Here is a 16,186-nt window from a genome sequence, read left to right as displayed (position 1 = left end):
GCATTTCTGCCCGTTGACGAAAGAGTCCCCATGAGCAACGTCAAGCCCATTCCCGACGACTATCCCCGGATCACCCCCTATCTGTGCGTCAATGGCGCGGCTGCGGCCATCGACTTCATGGTCGAAGTGTTCGATGCCACCGAGCGCATGCGGATTGCCGCGCCCGGCGGCATGATCGGCCACGCCGAGGTGGCCATCGGCGACGGGCTCATCATGGTGTCCGACGAGTACCCCGAGATGGGAGTGCTCGGACCGAAGTCCATCGGAGGCACCGCGGTCACTATCAGCGTGTACGTGGAAGACGCCGACGCCACCTACGCCAAAGCGGTCGCTGCTGGCGCTACCGCTGAGCGGCCGGTGGAAACCCAGTTCTATGGCGACCGCGGCGGCATGCTCGTCGACCCGTTCGGCCACCGCTGGCACGTAGCCACCCACGTGGAGGATGTGTCCCCCGACGAGATGGCCCGCCGCTCGGCGGAGATGTTCGGGGAGTAACACATCGGGATCAGCAAGCCGAGGAAAGTAGTGTGAAGCGGTGTCGCGCTACTTCCTGACGACCCCGATCTTCTACGTCAACGACGCGCCCCACATCGGCCACGCCTACACCGTTTTGAACGGTGACGCCGTTTCCCGCTGGCACCGGCTCCTGGGCGACGACGTCTTCTACTTGACCGGCACCGACGAGCACGGCCTCAAAGTGCAGCGGGCGGCGGAGGCCAACGGCCTATCCCCCCTGGAGCAGGCCGACGGCACTAGCCAGCGCTTCCGGGAGGCGTGGGCCGAGCTCGGCGTGGCCAACGACGAGTTCATCCGCACCACCGAGGCCCGCCACCACCGCTCGGTGCAGACGCTCATGCAGCGGGCCTACGACAACGGCTACATCTACTCGGCGGTCTACGACGGTTGGTACTCGGTGTCCGACGAGGCTTATGTCTCCGAAGAAGACGTAACCGAATCCGACGTCGAGTCGGGCCGGGTAGAGCGCATGACCGAGGAGAACTACTTCTTCAAGCTCTCCGAGTTCGAGGAGCCGCTGCTGGAGTGGTTCGAGGCCAACCCCCAGAACATCACCCCCGAGGGCTACCGCAACGAGGCCCTGGGGATCATTCGGGGCGGCTTGCGGGACATATCCATCACCCGCACTTCCATCAACTGGGGCATCCCCGTGCCCTGGGCCGAGGGCCACGTGTTCTATGTGTGGTACGACGCGCTCACCAACTACGCCACCGCGGCCGGTTACGGGAACGACGATGAGCGGTTTGCCGCATGGTGGCCGTCGGTACGCCACCTGCTCGGCAAGGACATCATCCGCTTCCATTGCGTCTACTGGCCGGCCATGCTCCTAGCCGCTGGAGTGCAGGACCTGCCCCACTACCACGTGCATGGCTGGCTGCTGGTGGGGGGGGAGAAGATGTCGAAGTCGGCATTCAACCAAATCTCGCCCACCGACCTCATCGGAGACTTCGGTGTGGACGGCTTCCGCTACTCCCTGCTCCGGGACACGCCATTCGGCCCCGACAGCGAGGTCAGCCACGAAGCCCTCCAGCACCGCTACAACACCGATCTGGCCAACAACTTCGGCAACCTGTTGCAGCGCTCCTCCACGCTGGTTCACCAAAAGTGCGACGGGATCGGCCCTGCGCCCGACCCCGACCACCCGCTGGCCGACATCGCCGCCCAGGTATACGCCGATGCTGCCGCGGCCTGGGACCGGTTTCAGCCGTCGGTGGCCCTGGAGGCCACTTGGCGCCTCATCCGCGAAACCAACGAGTACTTGCAGGCCACCGAGCCGTGGAAGATGGACCCCGGGCCGTTGGTGAACACGGTGCTGGGCAACGCCCTCGAGGCTCTGCGCATCGTGTGTGTGCTGGCCAGTCCGGCCATTCCCACTTCTTGTGAGGCAGCGTGGACCCGACTGGGCCTCGACGGCTCCCCTCTCGATCAGCGGCTTCCCGCAGCCGCGGTGTGGGGACAGTATCCCGGTGGCCTGCCGGTGGCCGGAGGCGATCCGCTGTTTCCCCGACTTAAGGGCTGAAGGTGCGCTGGATCGACAACCACTGCCACTTGGAGTCGGACACCCTCGAAGCCACGGTCACCCAAGCATCCAATGCCGGGGTGGAGCGCATGATCGACATAGGCACCGATGTCGCCACCTCAATCGCCGCGATCTCCAAGGCCGCAGCCTCCGACCGGGTGTGGGCCACGGTAGGGGTCCACCCCCACGAGGCCCGCCACGGCATCGACGGCATCGAGGAGCTGCTGGGAGCTGACCGGGTGGTGGCGGTGGGGGAGTCCGGACTCGACTACCACTACAACCACTCGCCCCCCGCCGACCAGCAGGCGGTGTTCGCAGCCCACATCGAGATGGCCCACCGGCACCGGATGCCGCTGGTGATCCACACCCGGGAGGCATGGGACGACACCTTCGCCATCCTGGATGAAGGCGGGGTGCCCGAGCGCACGGTGTTCCACTGCTTCACCGGCGGGCCTGACCAGGCTCGGGCCGCGCTCGATAGGGGGGCCTACCTGTCGTTTAGCGGGATCGTGAGCTTCCCCTCCGCCGACGATGTGCGGGCCGCCGCTGAACTGTGCCCTCTCGACCGCCTGCTGGTGGAAACCGACTCGCCGTATCTGGCCCCCGTCCCGCTGCGAGGCAAGCCCAACGTGCCGGCCAACCTTCCCCTGGTGGGGGAGGCCTTAGCCCGAGTCCATGGTGTGCCCCCCGAGACGGTGGCCGAGCACACCTGGGATAACGCTGCCGTCTTCTACCGGCTCGACGCGTGACCCTCACCCGCAATCAGGTGCGGGATCTGCTCGACCGCCACGGCCTGGCCCCGAGCCGGGCGATGGGCCAGAACTTCGTGGTCGATCCCAACACCATCGCGGCGATGGTCCGGGCTGCTGAGCTGGCTCCCGATCAATCAGTGGTGGAGATCGGCCCCGGTCTCGGCTCCCTCACCCGGGCGCTGGCTGCCGAGGTCCAACATGTATTGGCCGTCGAAGCCGACCGCCACATCCTGGCCCCGCTGGCCGAAACCGCCGAAGCTCCCAACATCGAAATCGTCCACGCCGATGCCACCACTACTGAGTGGCGGACCAAGCTCGGTGCCCCCGGCCAGCGGTGGGCGCTGGTGGCCAATCTGCCCTACAACATCGCCGTCCCACTGCTCTTGGACCTGCTCGACAGCGAGCCCCGCATCGAGACCTTCACCGTCATGGTCCAAAAGGAGGTCGCTGACCGCCTAGTGGCCTCAGTAGGCACCAAGGCCTACGGCATACCCACCCTCAAAGTGGCCTACTGGTGCGAGGCCCGCATCGTCCGCTCGGTGCCCGCCACGGTGTTCTACCCCCGACCACGGGTGTCCTCCGCGGTGGTGCGGCTGGAGCGGTTGCCAGCCCCGGCGGTAGACGCCGACCCCGACCGCTTGTTCTTCCTCGTCCGCACCGCCTTCGGCCAGCGCCGCAAGATGCTGCGCCGCTCCCTGGACGGTCATGTATCCCCCGAGCATTTCGCCCAAACCACCATCTCTCCCACCGCCCGCCCCGAGCAGCTCACCCTCGCCGACTGGGCCGAGTTGGCTGCCGTAGCCTCGTCTTGATGACCACGCTCACGGCTCGGGCCAAGCTCACGCTGTCGTTGCGCATCACCGGCGTGCGATCAGACGGGTACCACTTGATCGATGCGGAGATGGTGTCGCTCGAACTGGCCGACACTCTGTCGATCGAAGCGGGCCACGGGGTGGTCATCGAGGGCGGCGGCGAGGTTGACCCCGACGACAACCTCATCACCCGAGCGCTGGCCTTGGTGGGGCGTACCGCCCGGGTAACCGTGAGCAAGCAGATTCCGACGGGGGCCGGACTGGGGGGTGGGTCGGCCGACGCCGCCGCCATCCTCCGCTGGGCCGGCTACACCGATGTCCAAGGGGCAGCCCAGCTGGGGGCTGACGTCCCCTTTTGCCTGGTCGGCGGACGGGCTCGTATCCAGGGCATCGGCGAACTCGTACAGCCGCTGGAGCACATCCCTCGAACGCTCACCCTGCTCATGCCCCCGTTCGGCTGCTCCACGCCGGCGGTGTACCGCTGCTGGGACGAGATGGGGGGTCCAAAGGGTTCGAACGGCAACGATCTGGAGCCTGCTGCTCTGGAAGTAGAACCTCGCCTCGACCAGTACCGCCGAGCGCTGGAGCGGGCCACCGGTCAGACGGCGCGGCTGGCCGGCAGCGGCTCTACCTGGTTTGTGGAGGGCGCCTACCCCGGCGAGGACCGCATCGTGGTGGGCACCGTCCCGGCCGGCGGGTGAGAGCTGGGGGCTACTTGCCCCGGGCCCGCCGTTGGAAACGAGAAGGCGAAAGTTACTTGCCGCGGGCTCTCCGCTGGAAACGCGTGCGCTTGAGCATCTTCTTGTGCTTCTTCTTGCGCATCCGCTTGCGGCGCTTTTTGATCAAAGATCCCATGGTGCGACCACGCTAGCCCGGTGAGCGCCCTCATCAATAACCCGAGAGCCCACCCGGCAGTCATGGAGTAGCCTGAAATTGGTGCCTGGTGACTGCAAAGCAAAGGGCTCTTTGGCGAGTAGTTCAAGTGGCAGAACGCCTGGCTTTGGACCAGGAGGTTGCAGGTTCGAGTCCTGCCTCGCCAGCCGCGCTAGAAATACAGACGTGAATGTCGAGAGCGGGTTGACCCGCTGAACTCATGACGACTGATTTCCTGCCCCTGTCTGCGGTGGTCTTGGCTGCGGGCCGGGGCGTTCGCATGCGGTCGGGGCGGCCCAAGCCCCTTCACGACCTGTGCGGCCGCGCCATGCTGCTCCACGTCATCGACGCCCTGGTCGCGGCCAACCCCCGCCAAATCACCGTGGTGGTGGGCTATGGCGCCGAAGAGGTGGCCAAACATGTCACCGAGGAGGCATTCGACTTGCGGATCGACTTCGTCGAACAGCCCGTGCAGCGGGGCACTGCCGATGCCGCCGCATTGGGCCTGGCGGCGCTGGACAGCGATGTCGACGACGAGGACGTGCTGGTGGTTTCGGCCGACATGCCGCTCATCCAGGGCCAGACGCTGCGGGGCCTGACCGCCCAGCACCGGCTCTCCGGGTCGGCGGCCACCGTGGCCACCGCTGCCGAAGGGCGCGCTGAGCTCTTCTGCTTCCGCCGCAGCCTGCTGTCCCCGGCCCTGCGCCGGCTGGCCGGCAGCGACTCGGGGCGTGAGTACAGCCTCGCAGACGCCGTCGAAGTGCTTACCTCCGCGGGCCACGACTCGGGGTCTTTTGCCATCGACGAGTCGGAGGCCCAAGGGGTGGACGACCGGGAGCAGCTGGCCTTCGCCGAGGCGGAGATGCGCCAGCGCATCAACCGCAACTGGATGGTCGCCGGGGTGCGCATCATGGCTCCCCACAGCGCCTACATCGACATCAGCGTGAAGCTGACCCCCGATGTGGTTATCCACCCCGGCGTGGTGCTCAGAGGTCAAACGGTGATTGGCGAAGGTGCGGTGATCGGCCCCCATACCCACTTGGTGGATTGCGTGGTCGGTCCCCGAGCAGTGGTAGAGGCGGTGTCGGCCACCGATGCCGAAATCGGGGCCGATGCCCAAGTGGGGGCGTACATCACACTGGAGCCTGGCGCTCAGATCCCGCCCGCTTCGACTCAAGGAAACTGAATCTATGGAACTTGTCACCAAGAAGAAGCTGGCCATCATCTCGGGCCGGGCCAATCACGACCTGGCTGCTGAGATTGCCGAGGCCTTCGATGAGGAGTTGGTGGAGCCGAACATCGCCGACTTCGCCAACGGCGAGATCCACTGCCGGTTCGAGGAGTCGGTGAGGGGCACCGACGTATTCATCGTCCAGAGCCACACCGCCCACGGCGACGCCTCCATCAACGACGCTGTTATGGAGCACCTCATCATGGTGGACGCCGCCCGGCGGGCCTCGGCCAAGCGCATCACCGCGGTGTGCCCTTTCTACGGCTATGGCCGCCAAGACCGCAAAGCCGCCGGCCGCGAGCCCATCACCGCCAAGCTGATGGCCAACACCTTCCGCACCGCGGGGGCCAACCGCATGTTGAGCGTCGATCTCCACTCCGGGCAGATCCAGGGGTTCTTCGACGGCCCCTGGGACCACCTGACCGCCATGCCGGTGCTGGTGGACTATCTCAAGGACTTCAACGGCGAACTGGTGATCGTGTCACCCGACGCCGGCCGGGTGAAGGTGGCCGAGCGCTACACCAACGAGCTGGACGCCGACCTGGCCATCGTCCACAAACGCCGGGCCAAGGATGTGAAGCACGCGGTGGAGGTCGTTGAGGTGGTGGGCGATGTGGAGGGCCGCACTTGCGTGCTCATCGACGACATGATCGACACCGGGGGCACCATCGTGGCTGCGGCCGACGCGCTGGCCGCCCGGGGAGCGGCCAACATCGTCGCCGCCACCACCCACGGCGTGTTCTCCGGCCCGGCCATCGACCGGCTCAAGAACTCGGTGATCTCCAAAGTGGTGATCACCAACACCCTGCCCCTGTCGCCCGAAAAGCAGATCGACAAGATCGAGGTGCTGTCGGTGGCCAGAATCATCGCCGACGCCATCGACGCCGTGTTCGAAGACACCTCCGTCTCCGAGATCTTCGGCGGCAAGAACCTCTCGTAGTGGCTTAGCCGTTTAGGTCGGTGGCCCGGTAACATTTCTGGTTGCGCTATGGCTGAGCTGATCTTGAAGACCGATACCCAACGCGAGATGGGAACCCGCCCGTCTCGCCGGCTGCGCCGTTCCGGGCGGGTTCCCGGCGTGGTGTACGGACTCGGCGGGGAGTCGGTATCGGTAGCAGTGGACGCCCGCGAGCTGCGGTCGGCCCTGAACACCGAAGCCGGCCTGAACGCTCTGCTCACCTTGGACGTGGAAGGCGACCGCCAGCTCAGCCTGATCAAGGAGTTGCAGCACCACCCTGTGCGCAACGAGGTCATCCATGTGGACTTCATCCGGGTGGATGCCGACGTCGCCGTGGAGGTGGAGGTCCGGATGGTGCTGGAGGGCGAAGCCACCGCGGTGACCAACGAAGACGGGGTGGTGGACCAGGCCGCCTTCACCATCCGGGTGTTGGCCAAGCCCGAGGCCATTCCCAACGAGCTGTCGATCGACATCAGCGAGATGGTGATGGGCGACACGGTGAGAGCCGGCGACCTCGAACTGCCTGAAGGCGTGGAGCTGGCCGGCGACCCCGAAGAGCTAGTTGCCAGCACTTCGATACGGGTCATCGAGATCGAAGAGCCCGAGGTCGATGAAGAGCTCGAGGTCGAGCTGGATGAAGACGGCCAGCCGATTGTTCGCGAGGACGCCGACGAAGAGGCCGAAGCCGACGCTGACGCCTCCGAAGACGCCGAGAGCTAGCCGTTCGGCGCCCGTCGCCGTGCCTTCCCGCTGGCGATCCCGCAAGAAGTACACCGACACCCCGGCCGATCTCGTGATTGTGGGGTTGGGCAACCCCGGCGACAAGTTTGCGGGTTCCCGCCACAACGTGGGCGCCGAGGTGGTGGAGCTGCTGGCCCACCGCCACGGGCAGTCGCTGGGCAAGAGCCGGGAAGCGGCGCTAGTGACCGAGATCAGGGTGGACGGCCAACGGGTAGTGCTGGCCTTTCCCCAGACGTTCATGAACAAGTCTGGTGAGGCGGTGCGGGCGCTGGTGCGCCGCTGGAGCATCGCCGACCATTTGGATCGCCTGGTGGTGATCCACGACGAGCTTGATTTGCTCCCAGGACGGATCAAGGTGAAGCACGGCGGGGGATTGGCGGGCCACTACGGCTTGTCATCTATCAAAGCCCATCTCCGCACCGCCGAATTCACCCGTATCCGCATCGGGGTGGGCAAGCCCCCCAATCCCCAGGCCGGGGCCGACTATGTGCTGAAGCGGCCGGGCCGGGCCGACCGGGATTTGCTGGACGATGCGGTGGAGCGGGCGGCCGAAGCCGCGCTGGCCCTGCTGGATGACCCGGTAGATGCCGTCATGAACAGGTTCAACTGACTGTGAGCAGGTTTGGCCGATGATGAACAGGTTCAACTGATGGCCGCCACCGCGGTTGCTGCCGGTCCGGGCTTGGCCGGCCTTGGGCGACTATTGGCCTCCGAGCCGGCGGTAATCGACGTGCTCGGACGACGCGACGCCTCACTGGCAGTAGCCGAATCGGGCCAAGCTGCGGTGCTGGCCGCCATTGCCGAACTGAGCGGCCGCCGTCCGGTGGTGGTGGCCACCCCCACCTCCGCCGACGCCGAGCGGTTGGCTGGCGACCTGTCGGTCATGGTCGACGGTGGAGCGGCCCTGTTCCCGGCGTGGGAAACCCTGCCGTTCGAGCGGGTCAGCCCCGGTGTGGAGACGATGGGACGGCGCTGCCAGACCATCTGGCAATTCCATGATCTGTCTCGGTGTCCACCGGTGCTGGTAGCCCCGGTTCGGGCCCTGCTCCAGCGCCTGGTGTTCGGTTCCGAAGACGCCGAGCCGGTGAAGGTGGCGTCAGGTGACCGCGTCGATCTTGAGCGACTGGTGGCCGATCTGGCTGCCCGGGGCTACCGGCGCGATGTGCAGGTGGAGCACCGGGGGGTGTTCGCGGTGCGGGGCTCCATAGTCGACGTGTTCCCGTCCACCGCCGACAGTCCGGTGCGCATCGACCTGTGGGGCGACGAGGTGGACAGGCTCACCGAGTTCTCGGTGGCCGACCAGCGGGCCACCGACCCGCGGGAAGAAGCGGTGATATTCCCTGCTCGGGAGGTGAGGCCGGTGCCGGCAGTGAGGGCCGCGGCGGAAAAGCTGGTGGCCTCCAGCCCGTGGGGCCGAGAGCAGTGGGAGCGATTGGCCGAGGGCCAGTTCTTCGACGGGATGGAGTCGTGGCTGCCGTGGCTGATCGACACCGACGAGATCATCACCGACCGTTTTGGTGCTGACGCCCTCGTGGTGCTGCTGGAGCCGGGGCGGTTGCGGGAGCGGGCCGCCGACATTGCTGTTGAGGAAGCCGATCTGGCCAGAGCGCTGGCTCAGACTTGGGGAGCGACCGGGGAGGAGTTTCCCCGGCTCCACGTGGACTACGACCGCTTGCTGACCGACTGCGCGTCGCCGGTGTGGACCATGACCGCGGTGCCGGCCGGGCCGTCCACTCCGGTGGTTGCAGTGGCTGGATGGGCCTCGGCCATCGGTGATCCCTCGGCCCCGGTGACGCAGGTGTCCCGGCTGTTGGCCGAGGGCTACCGGGTGCGGGTGGCCGCCGACGGGGCGGGATCGGCTTCCCGGTCCACGGCCTTGTTGCGCGAGCACGGCGTGGATCTCCCGATTCGCACTGAGCAGGGTTCTGGTCTCGGAGACGCTTCTGACTCCGGGGGGTGCGTGGTGGTGGCACCCGTCCAGCGGGGCTTTGTGCTGCCCGACTCCCGGCTGGCCGTGCTGGGCGAAGCCGACCTCACCGGTCGTCGCCGGGCCCACCGGCGCAGCCGCCTCCGTCAGTCGTCGGCCGCCGAGCTCGACGATCTGGCCGCGGGCGACTACGTGGTCCATCGCCATCACGGTGTGGGCCGCTACTGCGGCATGGTCAACCGGACCATCGGCGGAGTCAGCCGCGACTACCTGTTGGTGGAGTACCGGGGCGGCGACAAGCTGTACGTGCCCACCGACCAGGTGGACGCCGTGCGGCGCTACTCCGGGGGCGAGTCGCCCACGCTGAGCAAGATGGGCGGGGCCGACTGGCAGCGGACCAAGAGCGGAGTGCGCTCCGCGGTCAGCGAGATCGCCAAGGAGCTGGTGGTGCTGTACCAGCGCCGCATCACTACCGCCGGTCGGGCGTTCTCCCCCGACACACCCTGGCAGACCGAGATGGAGTCGGCTTTCGGCTACCAGCTCACCCCCGACCAGCACAAGGCCATCACCGAGGTCAAGGCCGATATGGAGCAGCCCCTGCCCATGGATCGGCTGATCTGCGGCGATGTGGGCTTCGGCAAGACCGAGGTGGCTATCCGGGCGGTGTTCAAGGCCGTCCAGGACGGCACCCAGGCGGCGGTGCTGGTGCCCACCACGCTGTTGGCCCAGCAGCACTATCAGACATTCAACGAGCGGTTCGCCGGCTATCCGCTACGCGTCGAGGCGCTGAGCCGGTTCCTGTCGCCCGGCCAGGTCCGCAAGGTGGTGAACGGGTTGGCCGACGGATCGGTGGACGTGGTGATCGGCACCCACCGCCTCTTGTCCGACGATGTCGCCTTTCGGAATCTGGGGCTTCTGGTGGTGGACGAGGAGCAGCGCTTCGGGGTCACCCACAAGGAGTCCATCAAGTCGATCAAGTCCGATGTGGACGTGATCACCCTGACCGCCACGCCCATTCCCCGGACCCTGGAGATGAGCCTCACCGGCATCCGCGACCTCACGCTCCTGCACACGCCGCCGGCCGACCGCCAGCCCATCTTGACCTATGTGGGCGCCTACGACGAGCGCCCGGTGGCCGAGGCCGTCCGCCGGGAACTGCTGCGAGACGGCCAGGTGTTCTTCGTTCACAATCGAGTGGCCAGCATCGACCACGTGGCTGCCGACCTGAGGGAGCTGGTGCCCGAGGCCCGCATTGCGGTGGCCCACGGACAGATGGACGAGGGCACCCTGGAGCAGGTGGTAATCGATTTCTGGGAGCGGGCCTACGACGTGCTGGTGTGTACGACCATCATCGAGTCGGGCATCGATATGCCCACCGTGAACACCCTGGTGGTGGACCGGGCCGATCTGTTGGGACTGGGTCAGCTCCACCAGCTCAGGGGCCGGGTGGGCCGCGCCGGGGCGCGGGCCTACGCCTACCTGTTCACCCCCGAAGGGCGAGTGATCACCGAGGAGGCCTATGAGCGGCTCAAGACCATCGGCGAGGCCACCGAGCTGGGATCGGGGTTCAAGATCGCCATGCGGGACTTGGAGATCCGGGGCGCGGGCAACATGCTGGGCACCGGCCAGTCGGGCCACATCGCCGCGGTGGGCTACGACCTGTACTGCCAGCTCGTCACAGAGGCAGTGGCCGAGCTGAAGGGCGAGACCCCGCCCGAGCCGGTGGAGATCAGCATCGATGTGCCCCAGGCTGCGGGCATCCCCGCCGACTACATGCCCAAAGAGGAGCTGCGGCTGGAGGCCTACCGGCGGGTGGCCGATTGCCAGGCCCCCGAGCAGGTGGACGACGTGGCCGCCGAATGGGTCGACCGCTACGGGCCGATTCCCGAGGTGGCCCTGACGCTGCTGGTGGTGGCCCGGCTGCGGTGCGAGTGCCTGCGCACCGGGGTTCGGGAGGTGGCGGTGGTGAAGGGCCCCGGCTTCGGCGGTCCGAAATGGGTGGCCCGGGTCAACCCGGTGAGGCTCCGGCCCAGCCGCCGGGTCCGTCTGGAGCGCCTCTACCCGCAAGCCACCTATCACGAGGCCGCCGGGCTGCTGACCCTCCCGGTGGGATCGGCCGCTGCGGCCACCGAGACCGTGATCGCCGCCCTGCGCGATCTGGTTCCCGACGACGAGCCTGCCGAGGCCGCGGCTTCGTGATCGGGTTGGCGATGTGGGAGGCAGCGACATCGTGATAGGCAGGACGCCATGGCCAAGGTGATCGTCGCTGGTCTGGGACCGGCTGGCCCCGAGCTCATCACCGGGGCGGTGCGCGACGCCATCAGCCAGACCAGCCGCCGCTTCGTCCGCACCCGCCGCCATCCCGCCGCGGCGGCGGTGGACCCGGCCGAGTCGTTCGACGAGGTCTACGACCGGGCCTCGTCGTTCGAAGAGGTCTACCGGGCCATCGCCGACCGCTTGGCGTCCGATGCGGAGGCCGGGGGTGCCGAAGGCCATGTGCTCTATGCCGTGCCGGGATCCCCGCTGGTGGCTGAGCGAACGGTGGAGCTGCTGCGGTCGATGCCCGGGGTGGAGATCGAGGTGCTGGCCGGCCTGTCGTTCGTCGATCTGGCGTGGGACCGGCTCGGCATCGACCCCTTGGCGGCCGGGGTTCGGTTGGTGGACGGGCGCCGCTTCGCGGTGGACGCCGCCGGGGAGCGCGGGCCGCTGCTGGTGGCCCAATGCGACGCCGCCCACGTATTGAGCGACATCAAGCTGGCTGCCCTGGCGTCCTTCGACCGCTCGGGAGCGGGGGAGGTGAACCAACCGGTGATGGTGTTGCAGCGTCTGGGGCTGCCCGAGGAGCGCGTCTTCGAGGTGGCCTGGGCCGACCTCGACCATGCGGTGGCGCCCGACCACCTCACCTCGCTGTATGTGGCCGGGCTGGGTGCGCCCATCGCCCAGGAAATGGCCCGGTTCGCTGATCTGGCCACTGAACTGCGCCGCCGCTGTCCCTGGGACCAAGAGCAGACCCACCAGTCGCTGCGGGGCCACTTGCTGGAGGAGACCTACGAGGTGCTGGAAGCCTTGGACGGGGTGGACCCGGAGAGCGTGTCGGGCTACGAGGAGCTGGAGGAGGAGTTGGGCGATCTGCTCTATCAGATCGTGTTCCACTCAGTGCTGGCCGCTGAGGCCGGCCAGTTCACCCTGGCCGATGTGGCCCAGGGCATTCACGACAAGCTCAAGTCCCGCCATCCCCACGTGTTCGGCCCCGCCGATTCCGACCCGGTCGAGGTGGAAGATGCCGAGGAGGTGCTGGCCAACTGGGAGGCCATCAAGCGGGATCAGAAGGGGCGGTCATCGGTAATGGACGGCATTCCTCCCGGGCTGCCCGCACTGCTGTTCGCCGACAAGGTGATCCACAAGGCCCGCTCGGTGGGAGTGGAGCCCGATGTGGACACCACCACGGTGGCCGGACGCCTCTATGATGCCGTTTTGGCTGCTCAGGCAGCCGGTTTGGATGCCGAATCAGAGCTCCGAGTGTTCGCAAACGCCGTCGGAGACCAAATTCGCATTGCTGAAATTTCTTGATTGTAATTTGCCGTTGTCTCTGGTAATTCGGCAATTTTTCGTCTATTTTTACAACTTCAGCCACATCAGCAACAGACGATGGACCAGGAACACCCTGAAAGATTCGGCAATTGAGCGCGATCAAACGCATAGTCGCCCGCGAGGTTCTCGACTCCAGGGGTAACCCTACGGTTGAGGTTGAGGTGATGGTGAAGTCCGGCGCATCCGGCCGGGCCATCGTGCCTTCCGGCGCATCCACCGGCCGCTATGAGGCGGTGGAGCGGCGCGACGGCGGCAACCGGTATCTGGGCCGGGGCGTGGCCGGTGCCGTGGCCTCGGTCAACGACGAGATCACCGATGCCGTGGTCGGATTCGACGCCGCTGATCAGCGCGGCCTCGACCAGACGATGATCGACTTGGACGGCACCGACGGTCTCAGCCGCCTGGGAGCCAACGCGGTGTTGGGCGTGTCGTTGGCGGCGGCCCATGCCGCAGCCGTCGACAGCGGCCTGTCGCTGTTCCGCTACGTCGGCGGGGCCAACGCCCACGTGCTGCCGGTGCCCATGATGAACGTGCTCAACGGCGGGGCTCATGCGGCCAACAACATCGACCTCCAGGAGTTCATGGTGGTGCCGGTGGGGGCGGCGTCGTTCCGCGAGGCTCTGCAATGGGGGACCGAGACCTACCACCACCTGCGCCGCCTGCTGGTGGAGCAGGGACTGTCGGCCGGCATCGGCGACGAGGGCGGCTTCGCCCCCGATTTGGACTCCAACGAGGCCGCGGTGGCGGTGCTGGTGGACGCCATCGAGGCTGCCGGGCTGACCCCGGGCGACGACATGGCCCTGGCCCTGGATGTGGCCTCCACCGAGTTCTTCGCCGATGGCGAGTACCGCCTGGCCTCAGAAGACCGGTCGCTGAACTCCTCCGGGATGGCCGCCTACCTGACCGAGCTGTGCGACGCCTACCCCATCGTGTCGATCGAGGACGGGATGGCCGAGGACGACTGGGACGGCTGGGCGCTGCTCACCAAGGCCCTCGGCGGGAGAGTGCAGCTGGTGGGCGACGACCTGTTCGTCACCAACACCGAGCGGCTGGCCCGAGGGATCGAGCTGGGCGTGGCCAACTCCATCTTGGTGAAGGTCAACCAGGTGGGCACGCTGACTCAGACTTTGGAGGCCGTGGAGCTGGCCACCGCCTCCGGCTACACCTCGGTGATGTCGCACCGCTCCGGCGAGACCGAGGACGCCACCATCGCCGATTTGGCCGTGGCCACCAACTGTGGCCAGATCAAGACCGGCGCACCGGCTCGCAGCGACCGGGTGGCCAAGTACAACCAGCTTCTGCGCATCGAGGAGGAGCTGGGAGAGGCCGCCGCCTACCGGGGCGCAGAAGCGCTGGCGACCGCCGCGGAGGCCGGGGAGTGATCGCCCTGCGCCGCTCCTTGGTCCCGCTGGTGATCGTGCTCGTCATCCTTGTCGCGCTGTTCTACGCCGTGTTCCCCACCCGGACGTTCATGGACCAGAGCGCTGCCATCGCCGAGGTCCAGGCTGAGTTGGACGCCCTGTACGAAGAGAACGAGGCCTTGCGCGATCGCATGGAGGTGCTCACGCAGCCCGAGGAGATCGAGCGCCTGGCCCGCTCGGAGTACAACCTGGTGTACCCCGGCGAGGAGGCCTACGCCATGCTGCCCCCGGCCCCGGAGCCGGTCAAGGTCCCCGACCTGTGGCCTCTCAACGCCCTGGTGAGCTCCTTGGGCGGATAGGGGCCTGAGCCAATGGCGGGCGTGCGCCTATAGGGGGATAGCGTCGGGGCATGACCAGCTCTGACAGCTCCCCGGTTCCCCACTATCCCGATCTGCTGCGCCTCGACGGCCGGGGCTTCGTGGTGGTCGGAGCGGGGCAGGGCATGGGCCGCCAGACCAGCCATGCGCTGGCGCAGTGCGGCGCCCGGGTGGTGTGCGTGGACATCGACGGTGACCGGGCTGGCGAGATCGCCGAGGAGGTGGGCGGCACACCGTGGTCGGGCGACGCCACCGTGCGGGCCGACGTGGAGCGCCTGCTGGACCACTCGGTGGCCGCGTTGGGCCAGGTGTACGGGCTGGTGGACATCATCGGCATGGCCGAGTGGGGCTTCATCGTGGACATGGACGACGGGGTGTGGGACCGCCAGATGGCCATCAACCTGCGCCACGCCTATCTGCTGGGCCAGGTGTTCGGCAGCCACATGGTGGCCAACGGGGAGGGGTCGATGGTGTTCATCGCCTCGGCCTCGGGGATGGACGGCGCTCCCAACCATGCCGCCTACGGGGCGGCCAAGGCCGGGCTCATGGCCTGGGTGAAGTCGATGGCGGTGGAGATGGGCCCCCACGGGGTTCGGGCCAATGCAGTGGCGCCGGGCGCCATCGCCACCCCCCGGATCATGGACATGCTGAGTGATGCCCAGCGAGCTCACTCCAGCGGCAATGCGCCGATCGGCCGCATGGGCCTGCCCGCCGACATCGCCGGGGCCGCGCTGTTCTTGTCGTCGCCGCTGGCCAGCTACGTGAGCGGACGCACCCTGCTGGTGGACGGCGGCGTGGGTGCCAAGTTCCCCTACTCCTCTCTCAGTGTTTTGGATGATTGACTGAGGGGTCATGCCGGAGCGGTCGCACTACGACGTTCTGGGCGTGTCCCCCGGTGCCAAGCCCGATGCCATCCGGCGGGCCTATCTCCGCCAGGCCCGCCGCTGGCACCCCGACCGCCCCATGGGCGATGCCGAGCAGATGCGGGCCGTCAACGAGGCCTGGCAAGTCTTGGGCGATATTCGATCCCGCGCCGCCTACGACCGGAGTCTGGCCCGAAGCGCGCCCCGCCCGCCCCGCCCAGCGGCCTCGCGTCCGCCGCCCAACGCCCCCCGTCCCGCGGCCAGCCCCCGGTCTTCTGAGCCCCCTCCAAGTCCGCCCCTGGAAGTCGTCGGCATCCGCTGGCGATGGCTCAGCCTGGCCGCGGTCGTCTTGGCCGCGGTGGCGGTTGTCGTGATCTTCTTGGCCACATCGGCCATCGACGACTCCGACCCCGACGCCCCCATCACGGCGTCGGCGCCGGTCTCCCAGTCCCGCCCCGAGTCCGGTGACTGCTTCCTCATCGCCACCATCAACCTCATCACCGTGCCCTGCGACCACCCCCACGACGGCAAGCTCGTGGAGTGGGTTCCATTGGGCGCTCCCTGTCCCCCCGACACCGACCTCCACTGGGTGCGCTCCGCCCAGGAAGCCGTCTGCTACCACCCTCCGTCCGGTTGACCTACTCTTTTCGGACCAACGCACGAAC

The 16,186-nt window shown here is 67.5% G+C and carries 16 protein-coding genes and 1 tRNA gene; 16 read left to right on the top strand and 1 reads right to left on the bottom strand.

What is annotated here, in order from left to right; all coding sequences use genetic code 11:
- Positions 1-30 precede the first annotated feature (30 nt).
- From ACOGI7_RS11555 to ACOGI7_RS11535, 5 genes are read left to right on the top strand one after another with little or no spacing between them, the layout of a single operon-like run.
- Positions 31-495: a VOC family protein gene (locus ACOGI7_RS11555; RefSeq protein ID WP_419848910.1), complete on the top strand. Its 465-nt coding sequence runs from the start codon at positions 31-33 to the stop codon at positions 493-495.
- 40 nt (positions 496-535) lie between these two features.
- Complete coding sequence (metG, locus tag ACOGI7_RS11550) at positions 536-2,035, top strand: methionine--tRNA ligase (protein ID WP_419848909.1); 1,500 nt, start codon at positions 536-538, stop codon at positions 2,033-2,035.
- 2 nt (positions 2,036-2,037) lie between these two features.
- A complete protein-coding gene (locus tag ACOGI7_RS11545; RefSeq protein ID WP_419848908.1) occupies positions 2,038-2,784 on the top strand; it encodes a TatD family hydrolase in 747 nt (248 codons plus the stop codon).
- A complete protein-coding gene (gene rsmA, locus ACOGI7_RS11540) occupies positions 2,781-3,599 on the top strand; it encodes a 16S rRNA (adenine(1518)-N(6)/adenine(1519)-N(6))-dimethyltransferase RsmA (protein ID WP_419848907.1) in 819 nt (272 codons plus the stop codon). The genes ACOGI7_RS11545 and rsmA overlap by 4 nt, the downstream gene beginning before the upstream one ends.
- The gene (locus ACOGI7_RS11535; RefSeq protein ID WP_419848906.1) at positions 3,599-4,300 is read left to right on the top strand and encodes a 4-(cytidine 5'-diphospho)-2-C-methyl-D-erythritol kinase; all 702 of its coding nucleotides are present in this window, start codon (positions 3,599-3,601) and stop codon (positions 4,298-4,300) included. Before rsmA ends, ACOGI7_RS11535 begins: the two co-directional genes overlap by 1 nt.
- A 52-nt stretch (positions 4,301-4,352) precedes the next feature.
- Here the strand turns inward: ACOGI7_RS11535 and ACOGI7_RS11530 are convergent, their stop codons facing one another.
- The gene (locus ACOGI7_RS11530; protein ID WP_419847603.1) at positions 4,353-4,454 is read right to left on the bottom strand and encodes a 30S ribosomal protein bS22; all 102 of its coding nucleotides are present in this window, start codon (positions 4,452-4,454) and stop codon (positions 4,353-4,355) included.
- A 112-nt stretch (positions 4,455-4,566) separates the two neighbouring features.
- Here ACOGI7_RS11530 and ACOGI7_RS11525 point away from each other — a divergent pair.
- From ACOGI7_RS11525 to ACOGI7_RS11475, 11 genes are all read left to right on the top strand, one after another.
- A tRNA-Gln gene (locus ACOGI7_RS11525) sits at positions 4,567-4,639 on the top strand.
- A gap of 53 nt (positions 4,640-4,692) precedes the next feature.
- Entirely contained in the window at positions 4,693-5,658 is a 966-nt protein-coding gene (locus ACOGI7_RS11520; RefSeq protein WP_419848905.1) for an NTP transferase domain-containing protein, read from the top strand.
- 4 nt (positions 5,659-5,662) lie between these two features.
- Complete coding sequence (locus tag ACOGI7_RS11515; RefSeq protein ID WP_419848904.1) at positions 5,663-6,643, top strand: ribose-phosphate diphosphokinase; 981 nt, start codon at positions 5,663-5,665, stop codon at positions 6,641-6,643.
- Positions 6,644-6,691: 48 nt separating this feature from the next.
- On the top strand, positions 6,692-7,381 hold the full coding sequence (locus ACOGI7_RS11510) for a 50S ribosomal protein L25 (protein ID WP_419848903.1): 690 nt from the start codon (positions 6,692-6,694) through the stop codon (positions 7,379-7,381).
- A gap of 19 nt (positions 7,382-7,400) precedes the next feature.
- Complete coding sequence (gene pth / locus ACOGI7_RS11505) at positions 7,401-8,012, top strand: aminoacyl-tRNA hydrolase (RefSeq protein ID WP_419848902.1); 612 nt, start codon at positions 7,401-7,403, stop codon at positions 8,010-8,012.
- A 39-nt stretch (positions 8,013-8,051) separates the two neighbouring features.
- Positions 8,052-11,528, top strand: a complete 3,477-nt coding sequence (gene mfd, locus ACOGI7_RS11500) for a transcription-repair coupling factor (RefSeq protein ID WP_419848901.1) — start codon at positions 8,052-8,054, stop codon at positions 11,526-11,528.
- A gap of 48 nt (positions 11,529-11,576) precedes the next feature.
- A complete protein-coding gene (locus ACOGI7_RS11495) occupies positions 11,577-12,899 on the top strand; it encodes a MazG nucleotide pyrophosphohydrolase domain-containing protein (protein WP_419848900.1) in 1,323 nt (440 codons plus the stop codon).
- Between the two features lie 110 nt (positions 12,900-13,009).
- Entirely contained in the window at positions 13,010-14,302 is a 1,293-nt protein-coding gene (gene eno / locus ACOGI7_RS11490) for a phosphopyruvate hydratase (RefSeq protein ID WP_419848899.1), read from the top strand.
- Positions 14,299-14,640, top strand: coding sequence for an FtsB family cell division protein (locus ACOGI7_RS11485; protein WP_419848898.1), 342 nt, complete (start codon positions 14,299-14,301; stop codon positions 14,638-14,640). The genes eno and ACOGI7_RS11485 overlap by 4 nt, the downstream gene beginning before the upstream one ends.
- A 50-nt stretch (positions 14,641-14,690) precedes the next feature.
- Positions 14,691-15,500 (top strand): SDR family NAD(P)-dependent oxidoreductase, encoded by an 810-nt coding sequence (locus tag ACOGI7_RS11480; RefSeq protein WP_419848897.1) that lies wholly within the window; start codon positions 14,691-14,693, stop codon positions 15,498-15,500.
- A gap of 10 nt (positions 15,501-15,510) precedes the next feature.
- Positions 15,511-16,158 carry a J domain-containing protein gene (locus ACOGI7_RS11475; protein WP_419848896.1) on the top strand — a complete coding sequence of 216 codons (648 nt, stop codon included), beginning with the start codon at positions 15,511-15,513 and terminating at the stop codon, positions 16,156-16,158.
- Positions 16,159-16,186 lie beyond the last annotated feature (28 nt).

It is taken from the genome of Candidatus Poriferisocius sp. (assembly GCF_965204145.1).
Taxonomy (GTDB): domain Bacteria; phylum Actinomycetota; class Acidimicrobiia; order Acidimicrobiales; family Bin134; genus Poriferisocius.
Note: the sequence above shows the minus strand (reverse complement) of the source record. Positions and strands in the feature narration are given on the sequence as shown.